The sequence below is a fragment of the Gluconobacter morbifer G707 genome (assembly GCF_000234355.1).
GTDB classification, from domain to species: domain Bacteria; phylum Pseudomonadota; class Alphaproteobacteria; order Acetobacterales; family Acetobacteraceae; genus Gluconobacter; species Gluconobacter morbifer.
Genome location: NZ_AGQV01000005.1, coordinates 220,974 through 243,033, shown reverse-complemented (window position 1 = coordinate 243,033; position 22,060 = coordinate 220,974). Strand labels below are relative to the sequence as shown.

The 22,060-nt window shown below is 61.0% G+C and carries 20 protein-coding genes; 10 read left to right on the top strand and 10 right to left on the bottom strand.

Annotated elements, in window-relative coordinates; all coding sequences use genetic code 11:
* Positions 1-16 precede the first annotated feature (16 nt).
* The 5 genes from GMO_RS08635 to flgA all read left to right on the top strand — a co-directional run bounded on the left by GMO_RS08635 (position 17) and on the right by flgA (position 4,323).
* Positions 17-484: a RidA family protein gene (locus GMO_RS08635; protein WP_008851982.1), complete on the top strand. Its 468-nt coding sequence runs from the start codon at positions 17-19 to the stop codon at positions 482-484.
* A gap of 8 nt (positions 485-492) precedes the next feature.
* Positions 493-1,677, top strand: a complete 1,185-nt coding sequence (locus GMO_RS08630) for a GNAT family N-acetyltransferase (RefSeq protein WP_008851981.1) — start codon at positions 493-495, stop codon at positions 1,675-1,677.
* Positions 1,678-1,770: 93 nt separating this feature from the next.
* Positions 1,771-2,511, top strand: coding sequence for a flagellar basal-body rod protein FlgF (gene flgF, locus GMO_RS08625; protein WP_008851980.1), 741 nt, complete (start codon positions 1,771-1,773; stop codon positions 2,509-2,511).
* 22 nt (positions 2,512-2,533) lie between these two features.
* On the top strand, positions 2,534-3,325 hold the full coding sequence (flgG, locus tag GMO_RS08620; RefSeq protein ID WP_008851979.1) for a flagellar basal-body rod protein FlgG: 792 nt from the start codon (positions 2,534-2,536) through the stop codon (positions 3,323-3,325).
* Between the two features lie 2 nt (positions 3,326-3,327).
* Positions 3,328-4,323: a flagellar basal body P-ring formation chaperone FlgA gene (gene flgA, locus GMO_RS08615; protein ID WP_008851978.1), complete on the top strand. Its 996-nt coding sequence runs from the start codon at positions 3,328-3,330 to the stop codon at positions 4,321-4,323.
* Positions 4,324-4,367: 44 nt separating this feature from the next.
* Here flgA and GMO_RS08610 read toward each other — a convergent pair whose 3' ends face one another.
* The 3 genes from GMO_RS08610 to GMO_RS08600 form a co-directional block, all read right to left on the bottom strand.
* Complete coding sequence (locus GMO_RS08610; protein ID WP_008851977.1) at positions 4,368-7,673, bottom strand: efflux RND transporter permease subunit; 3,306 nt, start codon at positions 7,671-7,673, stop codon at positions 4,368-4,370.
* Between the two features lie 80 nt (positions 7,674-7,753).
* A complete protein-coding gene (locus GMO_RS08605; RefSeq protein WP_008851976.1) occupies positions 7,754-8,560 on the bottom strand; it encodes an SDR family NAD(P)-dependent oxidoreductase in 807 nt (268 codons plus the stop codon).
* Between the two features lie 65 nt (positions 8,561-8,625).
* On the bottom strand, positions 8,626-9,807 hold the full coding sequence (locus GMO_RS08600; protein WP_008851975.1) for a lipase family protein: 1,182 nt from the start codon (positions 9,805-9,807) through the stop codon (positions 8,626-8,628).
* Positions 9,808-9,894: 87 nt separating this feature from the next.
* On the opposite strand from GMO_RS08600, the gene GMO_RS08595 reads away from it, so the two are divergent.
* Genes GMO_RS08595 through GMO_RS08585 form a run of 3 tightly spaced genes read left to right on the top strand, consistent with a single transcriptional unit; the run spans position 9,895 to position 12,377 of the window.
* Positions 9,895-10,146, top strand: a complete 252-nt coding sequence (locus GMO_RS08595) for a DUF3297 family protein (RefSeq protein ID WP_008851974.1) — start codon at positions 9,895-9,897, stop codon at positions 10,144-10,146.
* 2 nt (positions 10,147-10,148) lie between these two features.
* A complete protein-coding gene (locus GMO_RS08590; protein ID WP_008851973.1) occupies positions 10,149-11,105 on the top strand; it encodes a nucleoside hydrolase in 957 nt (318 codons plus the stop codon).
* A gap of 36 nt (positions 11,106-11,141) precedes the next feature.
* Positions 11,142-12,377 carry an NAD(P)/FAD-dependent oxidoreductase gene (locus GMO_RS08585; protein WP_008851972.1) on the top strand — a complete coding sequence of 412 codons (1,236 nt, stop codon included), beginning with the start codon at positions 11,142-11,144 and terminating at the stop codon, positions 12,375-12,377.
* 70 nt (positions 12,378-12,447) lie between these two features.
* Here the strand turns inward: GMO_RS08585 and GMO_RS08580 are convergent, their stop codons facing one another.
* From GMO_RS08580 to GMO_RS08570, 3 genes are all read right to left on the bottom strand, one after another.
* Positions 12,448-12,960 (bottom strand): cupin domain-containing protein, encoded by a 513-nt coding sequence (locus GMO_RS08580; RefSeq protein ID WP_008851971.1) that lies wholly within the window; start codon positions 12,958-12,960, stop codon positions 12,448-12,450.
* Positions 12,957-13,508: a VOC family protein gene (locus GMO_RS08575; RefSeq protein ID WP_008851970.1), complete on the bottom strand. Its 552-nt coding sequence runs from the start codon at positions 13,506-13,508 to the stop codon at positions 12,957-12,959. The genes GMO_RS08580 and GMO_RS08575 overlap by 4 nt, the downstream gene beginning before the upstream one ends.
* Positions 13,509-13,610: 102 nt before the next feature.
* On the bottom strand, positions 13,611-16,199 hold the full coding sequence (locus tag GMO_RS08570; RefSeq protein ID WP_008851969.1) for an MMPL family transporter: 2,589 nt from the start codon (positions 16,197-16,199) through the stop codon (positions 13,611-13,613).
* Between the two features lie 80 nt (positions 16,200-16,279).
* Between GMO_RS08570 and GMO_RS08565 the strand changes: the two genes are divergently transcribed.
* Positions 16,280-16,870: an IMPACT family protein gene (locus GMO_RS08565; RefSeq protein ID WP_040508748.1), complete on the top strand. Its 591-nt coding sequence runs from the start codon at positions 16,280-16,282 to the stop codon at positions 16,868-16,870.
* 175 nt (positions 16,871-17,045) lie between these two features.
* Positions 17,046-18,683, top strand: a complete 1,638-nt coding sequence (locus GMO_RS08560; RefSeq protein WP_245528465.1) for an alginate export family protein — start codon at positions 17,046-17,048, stop codon at positions 18,681-18,683.
* Between the two features lie 49 nt (positions 18,684-18,732).
* Here GMO_RS08560 and radA read toward each other — a convergent pair whose 3' ends face one another.
* The 4 genes from radA to GMO_RS08540 form a co-directional block, all read right to left on the bottom strand.
* Positions 18,733-20,136, bottom strand: coding sequence for a DNA repair protein RadA (gene radA, locus GMO_RS08555; RefSeq protein ID WP_008851966.1), 1,404 nt, complete (start codon positions 20,134-20,136; stop codon positions 18,733-18,735).
* A gap of 78 nt (positions 20,137-20,214) precedes the next feature.
* A complete protein-coding gene (locus GMO_RS08550) occupies positions 20,215-20,418 on the bottom strand; it encodes a hypothetical protein (protein WP_008851965.1) in 204 nt (67 codons plus the stop codon).
* The gene (locus GMO_RS08545; protein ID WP_008851964.1) at positions 20,415-21,254 is read right to left on the bottom strand and encodes an ABC transporter ATP-binding protein; all 840 of its coding nucleotides are present in this window, start codon (positions 21,252-21,254) and stop codon (positions 20,415-20,417) included. The genes GMO_RS08550 and GMO_RS08545 overlap by 4 nt, the downstream gene beginning before the upstream one ends.
* Complete coding sequence (locus GMO_RS08540; RefSeq protein WP_008851963.1) at positions 21,251-22,036, bottom strand: MlaE family ABC transporter permease; 786 nt, start codon at positions 22,034-22,036, stop codon at positions 21,251-21,253. Before GMO_RS08540 ends, GMO_RS08545 begins: the two co-directional genes overlap by 4 nt.
* Positions 22,037-22,060 lie beyond the last annotated feature (24 nt).

Sequence of the window (22,060 nt, the reverse complement as noted above, 5' to 3'; positions counted from 1 at the left end):
TGACTGGAGATTTTCCGTGGCCAATACCCCCGAAACCCGTCTTGCCGAGCTTGAAATCACTCTGCCGGAAGCCGCGGCTCCGGTCGCCAATTACGTTACGACGGTCCGTACTGGAAACCAGCTTGTCGTCTCCGGTCAGCTTCCCCTCGTGGATGGAAAGCTGCTCATCAGCGGCAAGCTGGGTGAAGATGTGTCCGAACATGCGGGCGTTGCCTGCGCGCGCGCCTGCCTGATCAATGTGCTGGCACAGGCAAAGGCCGCTCTGGGTGGTGATCTGTCGCGGATCAGGCGTGTCGTTCGTCTTGGGGGCTTCATTGCCTGTACACCGGAATTCACAAACCATGCCGTCGTCATGAACGGCGCATCCGATCTGGCCGTCGAGGTGTTTGGTGATGCCGGACGTCATGCCCGCTCCACGATCGGCGTTCCGAGCCTGCCGGTGAATGCGCCGGTCGAGGTCGAAGCCCTGTTCGAAGTGGAATAAAGACTCAGATGGAAGAGATCGATACATCCCCGCCCTCTTCCGACTGGACCCTGACCCTCCATGCCTCGATCCATGAAATCGGACCTGAGGCATGGGATCAGTGCGCGGGAGATGGCAACCCGTTCGTCTCCTTCGGGTTTCTGTCCGCACTGGAAGACAGCGGCTCCGTGGCGGACGGGACGGGCTGGCTGGTCCGCCACGCCGCCCTGCGCGATCCGGAAGGCCGGATCGCCGCGCTGGCACCGCTTTACGGAAAAGCCCATTCCTGGGGCGAATACGTGTTCGATCAGTCCTGGGCCCGTGCCTATGAGGCGGCAGGCGGACGGTATTATCCCAAATTCGTCTGTGCTGTTCCGTTTTCTCCGGTTCCGGGACCGCGTCTCCTGCTGCGGCCCGGTCTGCCTGATCCGGCGGCAACCGCCGTGGCTCTAGCGGAGGCACTGGTTCAGGCCACTGCCCAGATGGATCTGTCTTCCCTCCATGCCAATTTCTGTGACGCACCGTCCCTGAGAGCCTTCGAGGCCGCGGGTTATCTGCACCGCACGGGCATCCAGTACCACTGGCACAATCACGGATACTGCTCTTTCGATGATTTTCTGAACGCACTGGCATCCCGCAAGCGCAAGGCTATCCGAAAGGAACGCCGCGCGGCGCAGGACAGTGGGCTGTCATTCGTGACTCGTCGCGGTAGGGATATTTCCGCTGCGGACTGGGAGGCATTTTACCGTTTCTATCAGTCCACGGTGGACCGGAAATGGGGCAGCGCCTATCTGACACCCGCCTTTTTCCCGCTTCTTTCGGAGAGACTGGGAGACCGCGTTGTCCTGATGCTGGCGGAGCAGGACGGCAGGTTAGTCGCTGGCGCGCTGAACCTGATGGGTGCCGATACTTTATATGGCCGTAACTGGGGGTGTGAGGGGAACTGGCCCTTCCTGCATTTCGAACTCTGCTATTATCAGGCCATCGATTTCGCCATTGCGCATGGTCTCTCACGGGTGGAGGCGGGCGCGCAGGGTGAACACAAGATCCAGCGCGGCTACCTGCCGTCCTTCACGCATTCGGCCCATGCCCTGCTCGATCCGGGGCTGCGACGGGCCGTCTCCGGTTTCCTGGATGAAGAACGCAGGGCGATGGAACAGGAAGCGGACGCCCTGTCCACCCTGTCGCCCTATCGCAGGGATGAATCGGAATGACTGCCAGTGGTATGATCCGGGCAGGTTAACGATTGGGAAAGTGTTGAACGGGTAGGATGCCATCCGAAATCGGGATGGACCGGAGCCCTGGCCGTGGAGAACAGCACCTATATCGCCCTTTCGCGCATGGACGCGCAGCAGCGCGCCATGGACGTCGTGGCCAACAACATGGCCAACAGTTCGACAGCCGGTTACAAGCGCGAGAATGTCCTCTTCACGGACTATCTGTCCCATCAGCATGGCAGTCAGCAGCCGGATGGGGCGGAGACGGAATCCTACACGCAGGATCGTGCCACCTATCGCAACTATGACCAGGGCGACATGCAGCAGACGGGCAATCCGCTCGATCTGGCTCTGGGCGGGGCGGGATATTTTCAGGTCCGCACGGCTGGTGGTGTCCGCCTGACACGGGCCGGCACTTTTGCGGAGGAACGGGACGGCACCATTGTCGATGAAGCCGGAAACCCGCTTCTGGGGCAGGATGGCCAGCCTCTCGTCCTGCCTCCGAACGATCACCGGATCACCATTTCCTCGGATGGCGTCATTTCCACCGAAACGGGGGAACAGGGACAGATCGGGATCGTGACGGCACAGGACGATAACCAGTTGCACGCCGAGGGCAGCCGTCTCCTGAAATCGGATCAGCCCACCAGTGCGGTCGAACGTCCCAACATCGTGCAGGGCATGATCGAAAGCAGCAATGTCCAGACCATGACCGAGGTCACGAAGATGCTGGATATCCAGAGAAACTTCCAGTTCATGGCCCAGTTCGTCGATGCCGAGGCGACACGCCAGCAGAACGCCATAGACAAGATCGTTCAGGTCTCCGCCTGACGGGACACAAGGATAAATTCCCATGCGCGCACTCGACATCGCCGGAACGGGCATGCAGGCCCAGCAGACCAACGTCGAAACCATATCCAACAACATCGCGAACATGAGCACGACGGGATACAAGCGCTCCCGCGCCGAATTCCAGGACCTGATGTATCAGGACATGCGCCGCGTCGGGACGAGTTCATCCGATACCGGCACGACGGTTCCATCCGGCGCGCAGATCGGTCTCGGTGTGAAGACGGCCGCTATTTACCGCATCAACGAGCAGGGCAGTCTGGAACAGACCAGCAATGCCCTTGATCTCGCCGTACAGGGGCGGGGGTATTTCCAGATCCAGCTTCCTTCCGGTCAGCTGGCCTACACACGCGATGGCACGTTTTCCATAGACAATAACGGCTCGCTCGTTACGGCGGATGGCTATCGTCTCAGCCCGACCATCACGATCCCCAACAACGCCCAGAGCATCAGCATTGACCAGTCCGGAGAGGTGAGCGTCACGATCGCGGGGCAGAACAATTCAACCATCGTGGGACAGCTTCAGCTTGCGACGTTCACCAATGAGAACGGACTGGCGGCGATGGGGCAGAATCTCTTCACCCAGACGACTGCATCGGGTGATGCCATGATGGGCACGCCGGAGAGTACGGGATATGGCAGTATCGAACAGGGCTTCGTCGAGAGTTCCAACGTCAATGTGGTGACGGAAATCACCGACCTCATTACGGCCCAGCGCGCCTATGAGATGAACAGCAAGGTCATCACTTCGGCTGACGACATGATGCAGACCCTGACCAATCTGGCAGGCCGCTGAACATGCGCCGGACTCTGGGAGCAGGGGGGCTGGTGGTCCTGCTGGCGGTGTCCGGCCTTCCTGTTTTCACCTATGCGGCAACACTGCGCACTGGTGTCACGGTCGATCATGCCCGCGTCCGGTTGTCCGATCTGTTTTCCGGCCTCGGCGCTGGACAGGATATGGAAATCGGAGATGCCCCGGCGCTGGGCGCAAATTACGCGGTGGGTGGTCCGCAACTGACGGCCATCGCTGCCCAGTTTGGCGTGGACTGGCCGGACGCCTCCCCTCTCGTTTCCATAACTCTGACGCGCGCGACCCGTTTGGTGACGGAGGAAGATGTCCTGCCTGTCATCCGGCAGGAGCTGGATCTGCCGCCGGGAGGTCATGTCGAAATTTCTCTTTCAGGCTTCAGGCCTGTTGCCGCTCCTCTGGAGGACAGGGCCGCTCCTGTGCTGCTACATCTTGAAGCCCCAAAGCGGGGAGCGGAGCATTTCAGTGCGCGGCTCGAAATTCCGTCCGCGCATGGTGGACAGCCAACGGTTTTCAATGTGAACGGAACCGTGACGATGGAGGTCCGTGCCGTCGTGCTGCGTCATGCCCTGCATTCGGGACAGCTCATCCTGCCGGATGATATTACGACGGGATTGATCCGGGCATCGCAGCTTCCGGAAGATGCTCTTCAGTCTCCGGAAGACGGAGTGGGTCTGGAAGCCCGGACGGGCCTGCTGGAAGGGCAGGCGCTTGGTGCGTCCATGCTGGTTCACCCGCAGATTGTCCATCGCGGAAGCCCCGTCGTGGCTTCCTTTACTTCAGGCGGACTGCATCTGACGGTGTCTGGAACGGTGCTTGAGGCGGCGGGAAAAGGAGACACTGTGCATGTCTACAACCCGAACAGCCGCATGATTCTGACGGCGCGGGTTCTCGACCGGACGGAGGTGGACGTCATCCCGGGGATCATGCCGCTCTCCGCCGATAGCCGCCAGCGACCATCGACGCCCAGTCTGCCCACGCTCTGACGGGAAAGCCATCCCGTCTTCATTCAGGCGCGGGATCAGAACCGTCAGATCTGCTCAGGCAGGGAGGAGGACCGATCCCGACGATGGAAGACCGTCAGGGCGCGCTGGATGGTTCGACGCGTCCAAGCGCCGATGGCATCCATCCAGAGATAGACGACGGGCGTCGTATAAAGAGTCAGAAGTTGGCTGACGATCATGCCTCCGAGGATGGAGACGCCAAGCGGCTTGCGCATTTCGCTGCCATAACCGTGATTGAAGATGAGTGGCACGGCGCCGAGCGCAGCGGCGAGAGACGTCATCAGGATCGGGCGGAAACGGGTGACGGAAGCATGGAAAACGGCGTCTTTTGGGGACATGCTCAGTTCGCGTTCGGCCTGTATGGCGAAATCAATGACCAGAATGGCGTTTTTCTTGACGATACCGGTCAGCAGGATGATGCCGATGATCGCGATGATGCTGAAGGATTCGCCACAGATCCAAAGCCCCAGCACGGCACCGATCCCGGCGGACGGGAGGGTGGAGAGAATGGTGATCGGGTGGATCAGGCTCTCATAGAGGATGCCGAGCACGATATACATGACTGCAATGGCCGCCGCGAAAGCGATCAGACCGTTCTTCATGACTTCGGCTGTGTTACCGGCTGTTCCAGTGAATTCGCCCAGAATGCCATCGGGCGGATGGGTGTCGGCCATGGTCTGCTGGATGAGCTGGACGGCCTGGTTGTAAGACACGCCCGAGGCGACATCGAAGGAAATATCGGAAGAATAATAGCCGTTGCGATGCGAGATATCGAGCGGCTGTGGTTTCCAGAGAACGGAGGCCACATTTGCCAGCGGGATCATGGTTTCGGTCGAGGATGAAACAGCGGAGCCGCTCGACGTATTGCCAGAAATCTGGTTGGCGAGGGAATTCTGGATTGATGCCGTGGCAAGGGACGTGAAGGTACTGGTGGAGGTCGTGGCATCGCTTCTGGCGCGGATGAGGTTGGAGGCCACACCGCCAGCGGCGGTTCCGGCAGCAGTGGAAATCCACATCTGCTTCAGCATTTCCGCGCTTTCACGATACTGCGGCGCCACGACCATGACCACGCGGTGATCCGTTGTGGGAAGGTGGATGGTGGAGGCGATGGCCTGTCCGTAGGCGTCATACAGGGTATTCTGGATCAGCTGCGGCGTGACGCCGTAACGTGCTTCGGTATCACGGCGCACAGTCACATAGGCCGCGAGAGACTGACCTTCCGTCGTTGAGGAGATGTTCACCAGCTTTCCCGATGCCCGCAGCGCGCTGAGCAGCCTGGGCATGTAGGCGTAGAGGTCCTCGATATTCTCACCACGCAGGACGTAACGGTAACTGCCCGTATTGTTGGAACTGTTGCCGCCCTGGCTGTTGCCGCCAACGCTCCAGAAGGACACGTCCGCGCCGGCTTCATGCGGCAGGCGGTTGCGGATGCGCTGAAGGATCACGCTGGCGGCCGGGCGCTGGTCCTTGTCCTTCAGGTGCAGGAAGATCTGACCCGAGCGCTTGTCATTGCTGAAGATCGTGGTCGAGATCACGTCCGGGTCCGTTTGGGCGATCCCACCGATTTCACGCAGACGGCGGTCGGTTTCCTGAAAGGACATCGTGGCGTCACCCTTGACGCGTGCTTCCAGCAGGGAAATGTCCTGTTCGGGAATGAATTCCTTGGGCATCAGCACAACGGACCCGACCAGCACCACGAAGCTGAGGGGCAGGGTCAGGCCCATCAGGATCGGGTGGCGCAGACAGTGTCGCATGGAGCGGGCATAGAGTTCGCCTGTCTGGTCCAGGATGATTTCCGTGAGGCTGGCGATTTTCCCGGTCAGGCCCCGGCGGGGTGCATCCGGGTGATCGACCTCAAGCAGGCGTGCGCACATCATGGGTGTCAGGGTCAGGGACAGCCACATGGAGATGACGATGGCGGAAATCATCGTCATGCAGAATTCGAACATGATCGACCCGGCCGTTCCGGGCAGGAACAGGAGCGGAATGAACACCGCGATCAGGGATGCGCTGATGGACACGACCGTAAAGCCGATTTCGGCAGATCCGATCAGGCTGGCCTCGTAGCGGTCTTTGCCTTCCTCGATGTGCCGGGCGATGTTTTCAAGAACCACGATGGCGTCATCGACCACGAACCCCACCGCGATCGTCAGGGACATCAGGGACAGGACGTCTAGTGTGAAATTGAAGGCCGCCATGGCCGCCAGTGTGCCGGACAGGGCGATGGGGACGGTCACGGCAGGGATGAGGGTCGTGATCATGCGCCGGAAGAACATCAGGATCACGAGGACGACGAGGATGACGGAAATGACAAGCGTCATCTTCGCATCCTCCAGCGCCGCCCGGACCGAGCGGGACGTATCGAGTCCCACCACGAGATTGATTCTGGCGGGGAGAGCTTCCCGCAGATGGCTCAGATTGGCGTTGATGCCATCGACGATCGCCACCGTATTGGCATGGGGCTGCGCCGTGACGACGAGCGTAATGGCCCGATGGCCGTTGATGTAGCTGGTCTGGTAAACGTCCTGTACGCTGTCGATGACGGTTGCGACGTCACTGAGGCGGACGGGATACATGTTGTTGCGGTATCCGACGATCAGGTCCCGGTACTGGGCGGCATTGATGGCCTGATCATTGGTGGAAAGCATCATCCGCGTGCCGTGGCTGTCGATGAAGCCTTTGGGTGTGAACGCATTGGCAGAAGCCAGCGCCGTGCGGATATCCTCGAAGCCGATGCCCCATTTATAGAGTGGACCGGGATTCATCTCTACCCGGACGGCCGGCTCGCTGGAACCGACAACCTCCACACGGCCGACGCCCTTGACCTGCGCCAGCAGCGGTTTGACGCGGATATTGGCCACGTCATACAGCTCCGCCTGTGAGGCGTTATCGCTGGTCAGGCTCATGAGATAGACCGGAAAACCACCCCCATCGAGCTTGAAGGCCTGTGGATCGGAATCCAGCGTCCCGGTCGGCAGGTCGCTGCGTGCCGCGCGCAGGGCCGCCTGTGTATCGCGCAGGGCGCCGTCGATATTGCGGGAAGACGAGAACTCCATGAAGATCTGCGCCTGTCCCGAACTGGTGTCGGATTCAATGCTCTGGAGATCGGCGATGGATCCAAGCCGCCGCTCCAGTGGCGTCGTGACGGAACTGGCCATCTGCTGTGGATCGGCACCCGGCTGGCTGGCGACCACCATGATGTCTGTCGTCGTGGCGTCCGGCATCGTGGCCACCGGCAGCAGCGGGTAGCAGATGACCCCTGCCATGAAGATGGCAACGGACATCAGTGTTGTTGCAACGGGGCGGTCGATGAACAGACGACAGAAATTCATGACGCGAGCTTATCCGTTTTTTCGCCATTTCTGTCATTACCGTTATGACACGCAAAGTCATGCCCCGTCCGCGGGATACGTCAGAAATCCGGCATTCCGGCAGGCTGGGCGGAAGGCTGACGGCAATAGTAGAGTTCAGCCACACGGGGCGGCAGGAGGTCCATCATCCGGGACCCCATGACCAGCCAGCGCGGGAATATGACCCGCCGCCGGGCGCGCAGCGTGCCTGACAGGATGCGACGGACGGCGTCCTCGGTGGAGATCAGCCCCGGCATCGGAAAGCCGTTTCCCCGCACCATGGGCGTATCGACAAACCCGCAGCAGACGCTTGTCAGGGTGATGCCGATGCGTTCGAGCTGGCGGGCATGGGCGACGACGAAACGGTCCAGCGCCGCCTTGGAGGCGGAATAGGACGGGGTTCCCGGATAGGAGACAAACCCCGCGACCGATGCGATGGCGCAGATGCGGCCCCGGAGATTTTCCGGGCCTTTAGGCGTCTGATCCCGCATGACCTGCAGAAGCGGGAAAAGCGTGTTGAGCGCGCCGATCAGGTTTGTGTCTATCATCTCGCGGGCGTGTTCTTCCCGTTCGATGGCGGTGCCGTTCGGGGCGGCAGGGGGCAAACCGCCGGTAATGCCGGCGCAGAGGAAGGCCAGATCCAGCCGCTCCCAGCCTGCTTCCCCGATCCAGTCCGCCATGCCAGCGCGGTCACGCACGTCGAGACAGCGTGTCATGACGGTGGCGCCCTGCGTCCTGCACTGCTGTCCGGTTTCCGTCAGTCCGTCCTGATGCCGGTCAGCGAGATGGAGGGTCACGCCGGAACGTGACAGTTTCAGGGCCAGCCCGCGGCCAATGCCGGAGGCTGCGCCAGTGATGAGGATTTTCATGGCGGGGACGGTATCAGATCGTTTCCCCTATGGGAAAAATCGCTGAAAACAAGGGATTTTTCCTGTCAGCGGTTGCATTCCGAAACGGGTGTGGTTCCGGAAAGGAGCTTCTGTGCGAACGCATGGGCGTCCGATGTCATGGCGGTCAGGGTTCCGTTATGGGAGATGGAGGAATAATAGCACGTCGTGACATTCGTTCCCGCTGCGCAGAGCTGTGCCGTCAGGCGCTTCTGTTCCGCGGGCGATGTATGCAGATCCTGACCGCTGGTCGCGATCAGGACGGGGGCTGGCAGGGTAAAGGTTGGATAATGGGTCCAGTCCAGGGCGGGGGCCAGCGCTGTTTCCGCATCAGGCTGGAGTGTGGTGGCGGGCGTCAGTCCGGAGCGGCGGACAAGGGGGAAGAAATCGGAACTGCAACTCGTGCGGGCGTCCTGAAGCATTTTCTGCGCGCGCGGCGTGAAGGCGGATGACGGATTGAAGGAGGGATCGGCCGTCGCCAGCGAAGCCCCGAGCGTCAGCAGTTCGGGAACCGCAGGCGAGAAGACGTGCGGGTTGCGGGGGTGCAGAAGAGTCTGGATTCCTGTTTCGTCCAGATAGGGCGGCGCTGCGGCGATCGTGCCCATGATATGAAGCTGTGGTGCGTAGGACGACGCCAGACCCGCCGCGGCCAGAACGGCCTGTGCGCCCTGTGAGTGGCCGTTCAGAAGCACGGTTTCGGACAGTTCGGGCAGGCGTTCATGGGCCGCCCGCACGGCGTCCAGAACACTCATTCCTTCCGAACGGGCATTGAGCTGGAGAGGCGCGCCCGGCTCACCCAGTCCCGGATAGTCCGTGGCGACAATGGCGAAGCCCTGCCGCAGCCAGCCATCATAGAAGCGGGCCTGCACCGTGCCGATGCCCATGACGGAGGGCGCGCAGGTCAGATGAAGGCCGCTTTCCCCGTGTGCCCAGGCCATGACCGGCCAGCCCCCGGCTGGCGCGCGTCCGCGCGGGACCAGAACCTGCGCCGAGACACGCACGAGCTGATGGGCGTTGCGGGCGTCCGTGCTGCGATAGGTCAGGCGATAGACGCGGGCCGGTTCATGCGACGGTACCGTATCGAGGCGGATGGCCTGTCCCGCTGCCACAGGCGCGCTGACGGACCAGGAATCATCCTCATCCTGCGAGGCGCATCCTGTCAGGAGAACGGTCAGGGCGCAAAGGCCCAGAAGGGCAATGCCCGAAAAGCGGGTGGAAAGAGAACGCATCAGGGGGCTGTCTCCGGCGGCATGGCTTGGAGCGCGGGGCTTCCGGCGCTACAGAAGGGGCACAAACGAGATGAAGGAACTGATTCCATGAGCGATACTCCTCCCGACCGCCTCTGCGCCAGCCCGACCAGCCCGTATTACAATGAAGAAGCGTTGATGCGCGGCATCGGCGTTCGCTTCAAGGGAGAGGAACGGACCACCGTCGAGGAATACTGCATCAGTGAAGGATGGGTGCGTCTGGCGGTTGGCAAATCCCTGGACCGCAAGGGACGGCCGATGACGCTGAAGGTTTCCGGCCCTGTCGAGGTCTGGTTCAAGGATGACCAGAAGGACGCCTGACGATGATGAACGCCAGCCGCACACCCCGATCCATCATCATCGACACGGACCCCGGTCAGGATGATGCGGTCGCGATCCTGCTGGCGCTCGCCTCTTCGGAACTGAAGGTCGAAGCCATCACGACCGTGGCGGGCAATGTCCCTGTTGCCCAGACCACGAAAAACGCCTGCGCCCTGCTGGAACTGGCCGGACGAGCGGATATTCCCGTCTTCCCCGGCGCGGCGCGGCCGCTGCATCGTCCGCCTGTCAGCGCCGAGCATGTGCATGGTCAGAGCGGCATGGAAGGGGCGAACCTTCCCGCACCGAAACTGCGGGCGCAGGCCATGGACGCCGCAACGCATCTCGTGGACGTGCTGCGCGCCCGGGCGGCAGGTGACATCACGCTCGTCTGTCTTGGTCCCCTGACCAATATCGCCACCGCGCTGACCCATGCCCCCGACATCGCACCCCGCATCCGGCATATCGTGGCGATGGGTGGCGCGCAGCGGGAAGGGGGCAACATCACCCCGACCGCCGAATTCAATTTCTACGTCGATCCCCACGCGGCGCAGATCGTCATGGAAGCAGGCGTCCCCCTGACGCTCCTGCCCTTGGATGTCACGCATCGTGCCATCGCCACGCCATCGCGTCTGGCTGGTCTGCGTGATCTGAAAACGCCTGTTTCGGAGATGGTCCTGCGGATGATCGGGGCGGAAGACCGGTTCGAAAAGCTGAAATACGGCTGGGAAGGCGGCGCTCTTCATGATCCGCTGACAGTCGGCTGGCTGCTGTGGCCGGAACTTTTCCATGGGGTTGCGTGTAATGTGGAGATCGAGGTCGACGCGCCGCTATGCATGGGGCAGAGTGTTGTTGATCTGTGGAAAGTAACCGATCGCACGCCCAATGCGTTGTGGATCAATGACGTTGAACCGGACGTATTCTATTCACTTCTGACGGAAAGGCTGGCCCGTCTGGCCTAGCCTTCTTCCGCCGGTCATGACTTTGGAGCATCACACATGGCAGAACCCACCTATGAGGATCGCTTCTCCGTTGTCATCGTTGGCGGCGGTGCCGCTGGCATTACCATTGCGGCCCAGTTGAGACGGAAACGCGCCAATCTGTCCATCGCCATCATTGAGCCGTCCACGGTTCATGGATATCAGCCCGGCTGGACCCTTGTGGGCGCCGGTGTCATGACGCTGCCTGAAACGCTGCGGCAGGAAGGCGGTTTGATCCCGCCGAACGTGACCTGGCTGCGCGCGGCTGTGGCGTCCTTCCAGCCTGACGCCAACACGGTGACGCTCGATAGTGGCCGCGTGGTGGAATATCGCCGCCTGGTCGTGGCCCCTGGCATCCAGCTTGACTGGGACAAGATCGAGGGTCTGTCCGAGACGCTCGGCCGCAATGGCGTCACGTCCAACTACTCTCGCGAGACCGCGCCCTATACATGGGAATGCATCCGTCATCTTGATGGCGGGACGGCCCTGTTCACGCAGCCGCCCATGCCGATCAAATGCGCGGGCGCGCCGCAGAAGATCGTCTATCTGGCCTGTGATCACTGGCGGAAGGAAGGCTCGCTGCACCGCACGAAGGTCGATTTCTGTCTGGCCGGAGACGCCCTGTTTGGCGTGCCTTATTTCGTACCGTCCCTCCAGCGCCAGATGGATTACTACGGTGTGGATGTCCACAAGAAGGAAAACCTGATCAAGGTGGACGGCGCAAAACGCGAGGCCACTTTCCAGATTGTCGGAACGGAAGAGACCGTGACGCGCAAATTCGACATGCTGCATGTCGTCCCGCCCCAGAGCGCGCCCGATTTCGTGAAGAAAAGCCCGCTGGCCAATCCGGCAGGCTGGCTGGACGTGGACCCGACAACCCTGCGTCACAAGACCTATGATACGGTCTTTGGCGCGGGAGACGTCATCGGGACCAGCAACGCCAAGACTGCTGCGGCCGCGCGTGAGCAGGCGCCGGTTGTGGTCGAGAATCTCCTGGCCTCTCTAGATGGCCGGCCACAGATGGGCAGCTACGACGGGTATGGTGCCTGCCCGCTGACGGTATCCTACGGAAAGGTCATACTGGCGGAATTCCTTTACGGTGGCAAGGTCGCGCCCAGCTTCCCCTATGATGAGCGCAAGCCGAGCCGTTTCGCCTGGTTCCTGAAGACGGAGGTCTTCCCGCGTCTGTACTGGTACGGCATGCTCAAGGGATACAACATCAAGGTCGAGCACAAGGTCCGCAAGGACGCCTGACCGACTTCCTGTTCTGCGAACGAAAAAAGCCGGGGCGTTTCACCCCGGCTTTTTTTATGTCAGGCGATCCTTATTTGAAGCGGCAGGGCTGATCGACGGTGGGCGTCTCATCCGTCTGGATCACCATCAGCGTGACGGGCCCGTCCCCGACATTTCCTGCAAAATGGCCAATGTGGCCCTGTGCGTCCCGGCGGCTGCGCTGATCTTCTCCCAAAGAGACCTCACCTGGTCCCATGACGGCTTTCTTGCCGTCCATGGCTGTCACATACCATGTGCCTTGAAGGGGGATGATCCACTGGACCTTGGGGTCAGGATGCCAGCTTCCGTCCCAGTGCGCGGGCTGCACCGTGGAAATGACCTGCGCCTTCCCTTCTTTCAGCCGGTCCTGCCATTGCGGGCCGGCTGGCTTGGACATGGTTTTCAGAACGTAGTTATGGAACGGACAGCGTGTCATGTGACTGACGCCATTATGGTCCGTCCAGTTGTGCCAGTACCAGGCGGTCGGAGGTGTGGGATCGGCGGCGTGCGCCGTGACGGAAGCAAGCCCGAGGGCGAATGCTCCCGTCAGGATGAACCGTTTCATGTGTTTTCTCCTGTCCGTGGGGGCGGCTGGTACCGGTCGATAGGGGAAATGTCGTTGAACCGTTCCTGGCTGGGGGTGGACAGGAGTTCGATGATCATGCCCCAGGGGGTACGGCCATAGCAGAACATGTTTCCTGGTCCGGCCTCCAGCGAAGGCTGTTTCTGTGGTTCCGTCAGAAGGGTGCCTCCCGCTTCCCGGAAACGGTGGCAGGCGGCATGAATGTCATCGACATAGACCGCAAAATGCTGAAGTCCCCAGTCACAGGGGCGGCTGGCATCCCGCTGGTCGGGGCCATGCATTTCGAAAAGTTCGATTCCCGGCCCATGACCGAGCGCGACCATGCACATTTCCCGCACGACCGTCCCTACGGGCAGCCCGAGGATCTTCTCGGTCTCCGGGCCCTGCTGGGGAGCGGCGTGCGTTACGTTGCGGTAGAGGGGAATGCCGCCGAAAGCGACTTCGAGGAAGCGGATGGCGGCATTGATGTCAGGGACCGTGACGCCGACATGATCAATGCCGCGCGGGAGTCCCGAATGATCCGTACTCAAGGGTTGAATCCTCCTTTGGCTGGAGAGTTCAACCCTTGAGGAAAAGGACGGTTGCCGGAATGGTCATTCACATTCCGGCAGATTACGTCCGATCAGGGGGGATCAGGCGTCGTCGATCGGGCGTTTCGGCAGGAGGGCCGGCACGAAGATCAAGGTGCAGACCAGCGTGCAGCCGAGCGACATCAGGAGCAGCCGGCCCATGCTGGCCGTACCGGGATGACCGGAACGGGCGAGAGATCCGAAGGCCGTTGCGGTGGTCAGTGCGGAGAACAGGACGGCGCGGGCCGTCGGAGACGTCAGGGGACCTTTGACACCTTCACGCCAGTTCATCACGAAATAGATATTGAACGAGACACCCACGCCCAGAAGCAGCGGCAGGGCGATGATGTTGGCGTAATTCAGAGTTTCCGGGACTGTGACGATCAGGATCACCGTCAGGAGAGCGGACATCAGCAGCGGCGCCATGACCAGGGCCGCATCCAGCAGGCGGCGCAGAACCACCAGGAGGATGATAGCGATCATGATGAGAGCCGAAATGGCCGCCACCGTGAAGGCATGGACGATCGTGTTGGCGCTTTCCGTGATCTCCATGGCCGGACCGGCTACATCCGGATTGACGGAGCGAAGCTGGCTGACGAAACGGTGCAGGACCGGTGTCTCGGACATCTGGCCATTGGGATGAATCGTCAGGCGCGCGCGTCCGTCCGGCAGGACATAGTCGCGCCGGATGTCCTGCGGGATGCTGTCGAGGGTGATGGGAGACGGCTGAAGAGCCGCCTTCAGCATGGACAGCTCATCCGGCAGGAATCGCGTCAAGGCGCGACTGGTGTCCAGCAGTGTCTGATCCGGTGCCTTGGCCAGCTTTTCCAGCGCCTCGCGGATGTGGTTCAGGGAAGGCGGAAGCTGATCCTTCACACTGTCCAGCTTCTGGGCCGCGGCGACCGTGGCGGCGCGGATGGCCGCTGCGTCCGGGGCGGGGAGAGGGTTGGGAACAGTGATGGTCGGCAGCAGGATCGAAGCGGTGTCGGCGATCATGTCCAGTTTGGTTTTCTGGTCATCAGGCACCAGCGCACCCAGCCACAGCACGTCATGCACGCTCGGCAGCTTCGAGAAGGCGGCGGCTTCCTTCGCGGCTTCCGTCAGGTTCGGAACGAGAACCTGCGCGTTATAGGGTGTGGTCAGCGGGTTGGCTTCCAGCAGGTGAAGCGCGCGCATGCCTTCCGTGTGCGGGTCCTTGGTGTGCAGCGGATCCGCATCGAATTTCAGCAGCGGCATCAGGGCAATGCCGACGATACCCAGCAGTGCGAAGATGCCGATGACTTTCCGGCGCTTGTGACGCAGGAAGTGATCTGCCGGTGCCATGAAGGCGAAGCCCGGTGAGCCATTGCCCAGTTTCGCATGACACAGCGCCAGCATGGCCGGCAGAAGTGTCATGGTGCAGAAGAAGGCGATCAGCATGCCGAAGCCGGCAATCAGGCCGAGCTGTGCAACACCGATGAAGCTGGTCGGGTAGAACGCGAGAAAGCCGGCCGCAGTGGCCAGTGCGGCGACAAGGATCTGAGCGCCGCTTTCCCGTCCCGTCTCGACAATGGCGTCATGCAGGGAGGGATGGGAACCGTCCGGGTTGCGCTGTCCGCGCAGACGCACGCTGTACTGGATGGCGAAGTCCACCGCGATGCCGACGAAGAGGATGGCGAAAGCGATGGAAATCAGGTTCAGTTCCTGCACGGCGAGGGCTGCAAAGCCGGTGGTCAGGATCAGGCCGGTCACGAGCGTGATCAGGATGGGAACGATGACGCGCGGAGAATGAACCGCCAGACACAGCCACAAGGCCACGAGGGCGAGGGAAATGACGAGACCGAGGACCATGCCGTGCGCGACGGTGGAAAACTCCTCATCCGCCAGCTTGACCTCACCCGTGATGATGCCGGAGGCTTCCTTCGATTTGACGAAGGACAGGTTGTTGATGGCGGTGCGCATGGCGGTCGTGGCGCCTTCGCCGGGCTGCAGGGAACTGTAGTCAAGGTTCGGCTGCGTCACGACGAAATCGTAATGGCTGCCCATCTCGGCCAGTTTTCCGACCAGAAGGTTCTGCCATGACAGATCATGGGGATGGCCGTTTGCTGCGTCCTGCAGGGAAGAGGCAAACCCGTCCAGCGTTCCACTGAAGCCGCTGGGAATACCCTGGCCGGCCTTGATCCCTTCCTCGATCAGGCCCAGGGCATTGAACAGGCCCCGAGCTGACGGATCGGCGGCCAGCGTCCCGAGGAAAGGCTGGGCGGAGACGATGGAGTCCAGCAGGGGTTCAAGGTCTTTCTTGTCGAGGAACAGAAAGCCGTGACTGTTGTAGAAGGCGTTGTCACCGGGGAGGCTGACGGTTTTGAAATGGGTATGATCCCGGCTCAGAACGGAGGCGAGCTGCCGCGCGGCGTCGCGACCCTGTTCGGGGAGGTTGCTGTCGATGATGGCGACGAGCTGATTGGAATCCTGCGGGAAAAGGCGCGTCAGTTCCGCGCTGCGCTTTTTCCACGGCAGACTGGACGCGAACATCTTGCCGGTGTCGGTTGTCACGCTCAGACGTTTGGCACTCAGGGCAATGCAGCCTGCGCATAAAAGTACGAACAGGGCGACAACGAGGGGCGCACGCCGGGCGCACAGGGCGTTCAGCCGGCCGATCAGATCCGAAAACATGGGGCTTACCCTTAACAGAACGGGCAGCGTTTCCCTACCCCATCCTGACATTTCAGCTATCCTGCGGCAGAAGTGAAGCCATGACCTGGACTTTGGATGGCTTTGCCGAGCATGAAAGTGTGATTCGTAACAGTGTTTTTTGTGTTCGTGCGGCGCCTGTCCCTGACGAAACTGCCGCTCTCGCCTTCCTGGAGGAGGTGACCGTTGCAGATGCAACACATAACTGCTGGGCATTCAGGACAGGACAGCGTTTTCGTACCAGCGACGATGGTGAACCTTCCGGCACGGCAGGACGACCGATTCTGTCAGCAATCGACGGACAGGATTTCGACAATGTGATGGTGGTGGTCACCCGCTGGTTCGGAGGCGTGAAGCTTGGCGCCGGCGGACTGGTGCGTGCCTATGGCGGCGCGGCGAGCGCCTGCCTGCGGGAAGCGGCACGCCTGGAACTGGTGGAGACACGCAGCATCAGATTCCATTGTGCGTTTTCGGATTATTCACTGGTCGAGGCGCGATATCCGGGTTGGGGCGCCAGCAGGACCGAATGTGATTTTGATGCAACGGGAGCCTGGATGACGCTGGCTGTGCCGGTTGAAAATCTGGAAACTGTCCTTGATGCCCTGCGGGATATGACGCGTGGACAGATGGCGGTACAGGTCATGGATATTTAACACTAAATAAAAAAGTTATTTAATAATATAAACTTTCTGAATTGATGTTTTTTGTGGAATCGGTAGTGATTCTCGTGACATCTCTTTTGAAAGACCGGACTCCGTGTTCCAGCCATTTCTCCCGCGTACCAGAAGGCGATCTTCCGTAAGATTCACGGTCTTGATGTCCTGCTGCATGATGGCTGTCCTGAAAGGGGGAGCCCATGCAGCGGATGGACCATCCTCCGCCCAATCCTCCACGTCGGTTTCCAGCAGTCAGGAGGAATGGATCACCGTCCCTTCAACAGATCGCCCTCCGGTCCAGAACTATCCTCATGCCGGTTTCGTCGGGCAGCCGCGACGGGTGACGGCGAAGCAGAACCGTTCACCTAAGGGGCATCAGAGCGACTGGGGCGCCTTCAATTACGGAAACGGCGAGGAAGCCGGGTTCGGGCCGGTCGGACGGTATGGCGTTGCGCCCTGGGCGGAGGACTGGAGCTATCTGAAGGATCCAAAACTGCGGGATGATCCGTTCGACATCCTGAAATTCATTCCTCTGAACCGTTCCAAAACGATCTGGCTGTCCTTCTCCGGCGAGACGCGCCTTCGCAACTGGTATGACGAGGCCGCTTTTCTCGGCACGAGCGGGCGTGTTCATTCAGGGCGTTTCGGGGTCAGAAACCTGTATGGCGCCGATCTGCATCTCGGGGAGCATGTCCGTCTTTTCGGTCAGCTCATCAATGCGGATGCAGGGGGATGGAAAGGTTTCAGCTACGGTTCGACCTTTCGCAAACGGCTCGATCTTCAGCAGGCCTTTATCGAGTTGAAGGGAAACCTGCTTGGCGCGAAAACAGGTTTCATGTTCGGGCGGCAGCAGTTTCTCGATGCCCCGTCCTATATTCTCTACAATCGCGAGACGCCGAACGTGCCACTGGCCTGGAACGGCGGTCGTGCCTATGCCATCTGGAAAAATATCCGCTTCGACGTGTTTGATTTCGTTGGCACGAACATCAATGACAACCGGATGTTCCATGACAAGGAAGATTACGATACGCGGCTTTACGGCGCTGATATCACCATGGTCGTGCCGAAATTTTCAGTCGGGAGCCAGGCGGTCCATTCATTTCTGGACCTGTTTTACTACGGATACCATTACAATAGCGGCCTTTCAGTCATTGCCACGGCGACGGGTAGTGTGAAGGGCGTCAGTTCGCGCGAGAATGTAGGCTTCCGCTGGTATGGCACGGCGGCAGATCTCGAATATTCCGTCGGCGGACTATATCAGTATGGCGGTTTTCAGGCGGCGAAGAATGCGGGCAGCAATCGGGTGAATGCCTATGCTGTCAATGCAATTGCCGGCTACCGGCACACGCCGTCTCCCCTTCACCCTTTCATCGGGCTTCAGACGGACATCTATTCCGGAGGGCCGGATGGTAAGAACGGAACAATCGGTACCTACATGGCGCCGTTCAATCCCCAGACGAACTATCTCGACACCACGACATATATCCAGCCGTCCAATCTCGTCAGCATCTCGCCTGTGCTCCGCCTGACGCCTTGGAAAGGGTTTGCGTCTCTTCAGTTGAAGGCGCCGTTCATGTGGCGTGAGAACGGTGATGGCGCGATCTGGAGTTCATCCGGCCCCTACAGCTTCGCGAAAACGTATCGTGGGGGCTATATCGGCGTCGTACCGCAGGCATCCCTGACGATCCAGCTTCAGCGGCATCTGACCTGGCAGATCTATGGCGCGCGGTTCTTCGCTTCGGACAGTCTTCGCGCAGCGGGCGCAAAAAGCGGGAGTTACGCTCAGTCCAACGTAGTGTTCCGTTTCTGACGCAGCCTTTTCCGGCGAGCGGGGAGCGGTTGTTGTCCCCGCTGCGGCATCAACCTTTTTCCGGTTCCGCGAACAGGCCGACCAGATCCGTGAGATGTCCGATTTCCGTCATCTTCAATCCTGGCGGCGGCTTGACCCGCGCCGATCCGGCCGAGACGCGACGTGGCAGGATGGCTTCTCCAAAGCCCAGCTTGGCGACTTCCTTGAGCCGCAGGTCAGCCTGACTGACCTGCCGGATTTCTCCCGAAAGCCCGACTTCACCGAAATACGCGGCGCTGGGTGAGGTCGGATGGCCGGTCGCAGCGGAAACCAGGGCTGCTGCCACGGCCAGGTCCGCTGCCGGTTCATTCACCCGAAGGCCACCGGCAATATTGAGATGCACGTCCATATTCGCGAGTTTCAGTCCACACCGGGCATCCAGAACCGCCAGCAGCATGTTCAGCCGGGACGTATCCCACCCCACGACGGCCCGGCGGGGCGCGCCATCTCCCGCTTTTGGCGAAAGCAGAGCCTGGATTTCCAGCAGGACAGGGCGCGTGCCTTCCATTCCGGCAAAGACCGCTGATCCCGCGATGTTGCCCCGTCGCTCGGCGAGAAAGAGGGCAGAGGGGTTGGGAACTTCCGTCAGGCCGGTGTCGGTCATGGCGAAAACGCCGATCTCGTCCGTTGCGCCGAAGCGGTTCTTGGCGGCGCGCAGAATCCGGAACTGATGCCCGCGATCACCTTCGAAATACATGACCGCATCGACCATGTGTTCCAGCACGCGCGGCCCGGCGAGAGAGCCTTCCTTCGTGACATGGCCGATCAGGATCAGCGCGAAACCCAGCGTTTTTGCCAGACGGATCAGTTCAAAAGCGCTGGCCCGGACCTGCGCGATGGAGCCGGGCGAACTTTCCACGCTTTCCAGCCACATTGTCTGGATTGAATCGATGACCACGACCGTATGCGCCCGGTCATGTTCCAGCGATCCGACGATTTCACCCACATTGATGGACGCCGCGAGATCGAGCGAATCCAGCGTCTTGCTGTCCCGGTCCAGCCCAAGGCGCTGGGCGCGAATGCGGATTTGGTCCACGGCCTCTTCCCCCGAGACATACAGGACACGATGTCCGCTCCGCGCGAGGGCGCATGTCGTCTGGAGCATGAGGGTTGATTTGCCGATCCCCGGATCACCCCCGACCAGTACCACGGAGGCCGGAACAAGGCCGCCGCCCAGAACGCGGTCCAGTTCGGCAATGCTGGTATTGATGCGGGGCGGGGGCTTAGCTTCACCATCCAGCCGGACGGTCTGAAGGCGACCTGCAGCCAGCTTGCCCGTTTTGCGGGCGGTCGGCTCGACCGTTTCCTCGACCAGCGTGTTCCATTCCCCGCATGCTTCGCAGCGGCCTGCCCATTTCGGATAGGTAGCGCCACAGTTCTGGCATACAAATCGCGTGGTCGGCTTTCTGGCCAAGGCTGTGTTCTCTCTTTGTACGGATCCGGCTGCTTCCGATATAGGAAGTGTTCCCGTTATGATCCAGTCATTGGGAGATCAATCGTCACTCCGGATGATGAGGCGTGCCATCACGCGGGAAATTGTGACGATCAGCAGCAGGAAAAGCGCCTGAAGCAGCAGGTTGTGCGTTTTTGGCGGATGGCTGAACAGCAGGAACACCATCGGCAGGGCGATGAGATAGGTCAGGCCCAGCCGCTGCCAGACCCGCTTCGAGATTGCAGGGCGCTGGCGGGGAATCATTTCCGCAGTTCCATCTTGATCGGTCCTTCGCGGCGGCCATGCGTGAACTGGTCCACCATCGCATTGCCGGAATGCATGAGATCGGTCGCAGGGCCCTGCCAGATCAGCCTGCCCTGATAAAGCATGGCTGCCTGGTTCCCGATCCGCTGTGCGGAGGCCATGTCATGGGTGATGGCGATGGCGGTGGAGCCCAGTTTCTGCACACAGTCCACGATCAGCCCGTCAATGACAGCGCCCATGATCGGATCAAGGCCGGTCGTGGGTTCATCGAAGAACATGATGTCCGGATTTCCGGCGATGGCCCGTGCCAGTCCGACGCGCTTCTGCATGCCGCCGGAAAGCTCCGAGGGGCTGAGATCTCCCACGGACGGGTCCAGACCGACCTGTTCCAGAAGACCGCCTGCCAGTTCCAGCGCCTGCCGGCGAGTTGGAGCCGGACCATTGCGGCTGGAATGCTTGGCGCGGACACCGAAGGCCACGTTGTCTCCCACGCTCATGCTGTCGAACAGGGCCGCATTCTGGAACAGCATGCCGATCTGCTTGCGCAGGGCATCCTGTCGGGCGCGCGGCGCCGTCAGGAGGTTTTCGCCGTCGATCTCAATGGTGCCCGCATCGGGTTCGATCAGGCCGAGAATACAGCGCAGCAGAACCGATTTTCCGGACCCGGACCCGCCGATGATGACCATGGACGTGCCGGTTTCGACGTCCAGGTCAATGCTGTCCAGCACCAGCTTGCGCCCGAACGCCTTGTGCAGGCCACGGATGCGGATTTTCGGAGGCCTGTCGGCCGGGGTGCCTGCGCCGCTGGCGGGGATACTGTTCGGGGAAGGAGTCATTGCGAAAAGAACAGGTCCGTCAGGAGATAATCAAACAGCAGAAGCAGGATGGAAGCTCCCACAACGGCCGATGTCGTTGCCGCACCCACGCCTTCCGCGCCGCCCCGACTGTTGTAACCGTTATAACAGCCCAGAAGGGCGATCAGGAAACCGAAAACGGCCGCTTTGACGAGCCCCACCGTCACATCCATCGTTTTCAGCGAACTGAATGTTGCGGTGATGTAAGTCCCCGGAGAGAAGCCGAGCTTGGAAACCGAGACCGTAAACCCGCCCAGAACGCCAAGGATGTCCGCGATCATGACGAGGAACGGCAGCGCCAGCGTCCCGGCCAGAAGACGGGGCGTGACCAGATATTTCATCGGATTGGTGGAGAGCGTGGTCAGGGCATCGATCTGATCCGTCACGCGCATGGTGCCGATCTGCGCGGACATGGCCGCTCCCACGCGCCCGGCCACCATCAGACCGGCCAGAACGGGCCCCAGTTCACGCGTGACAGCCAGCACCACGATCCCGGCGATGGCGCTCTGGGCATGATACTGGCCGAACCCGACATAGGACTGAAGTGCGATGACCGCGCCGGAGAACAGGGCCGTCAGCGCCACGACCGGCAGGGAGAAAAAACCGATCTCGATCAGGCTGCCAAGGAAGATGCGTCCGTAGAACGGCGGCCGCACAAGATGTGACACCGCTTCCAGCGCGAACAGGGCGATGGACCCCGACTGCCGGATGAGATTGAGAACGGTGCGGCCAAGGGCTGCAATGGGATCAAGAACGGCATTCACCCTTCAGTCCCTAGCCGTGCTGCC

Bases quoted from the DNA above. Each gene is read 5' to 3' on its own strand.
- GMO_RS08565 (WP_040508748.1), top strand. From the start codon at position 16,280: ATGACCTGGACTTTGGATGGCTTTGCCGAGCATGAAAGTGTGATTCGT.
- flgA (WP_008851978.1), top strand. From the start codon at position 3,328: ATGCGCCGGACTCTGGGAGCAGGGGGGCTGGTGGTCCTGCTGGCGGTG.
- GMO_RS08630 (WP_008851981.1), top strand. From the start codon at position 493: ATGGAAGAGATCGATACATCCCCGCCCTCTTCCGACTGGACCCTGACC.
- GMO_RS08560 (WP_245528465.1), top strand. From the start codon at position 17,046: ATGATGGCTGTCCTGAAAGGGGGAGCCCATGCAGCGGATGGACCATCC.
- GMO_RS08605 (WP_008851976.1), bottom strand. From the start codon at position 8,560: ATGAAAATCCTCATCACTGGCGCAGCCTCCGGCATTGGCCGCGGGCTG.
- GMO_RS08550 (WP_008851965.1), bottom strand. From the start codon at position 20,418: ATGATTCCCCGCCAGCGCCCTGCAATCTCGAAGCGGGTCTGGCAGCGG.
- GMO_RS08585 (WP_008851972.1), top strand. From the start codon at position 11,142: ATGGCAGAACCCACCTATGAGGATCGCTTCTCCGTTGTCATCGTTGGC.
- GMO_RS08570 (WP_008851969.1), bottom strand. From the start codon at position 16,199: ATGTTTTCGGATCTGATCGGCCGGCTGAACGCCCTGTGCGCCCGGCGT.
- GMO_RS08590 (WP_008851973.1), top strand. From the start codon at position 10,149: ATGATGAACGCCAGCCGCACACCCCGATCCATCATCATCGACACGGAC.
- GMO_RS08595 (WP_008851974.1), top strand. From the start codon at position 9,895: ATGAGCGATACTCCTCCCGACCGCCTCTGCGCCAGCCCGACCAGCCCG.
- GMO_RS08600 (WP_008851975.1), bottom strand. From the start codon at position 9,807: ATGCGTTCTCTTTCCACCCGCTTTTCGGGCATTGCCCTTCTGGGCCTT.
- flgG (WP_008851979.1), top strand. From the start codon at position 2,534: ATGCGCGCACTCGACATCGCCGGAACGGGCATGCAGGCCCAGCAGACC.
- GMO_RS08545 (WP_008851964.1), bottom strand. From the start codon at position 21,254: ATGACTCCTTCCCCGAACAGTATCCCCGCCAGCGGCGCAGGCACCCCG.
- GMO_RS08580 (WP_008851971.1), bottom strand. From the start codon at position 12,960: ATGAAACGGTTCATCCTGACGGGAGCATTCGCCCTCGGGCTTGCTTCC.
- GMO_RS08610 (WP_008851977.1), bottom strand. From the start codon at position 7,673: ATGAATTTCTGTCGTCTGTTCATCGACCGCCCCGTTGCAACAACACTG.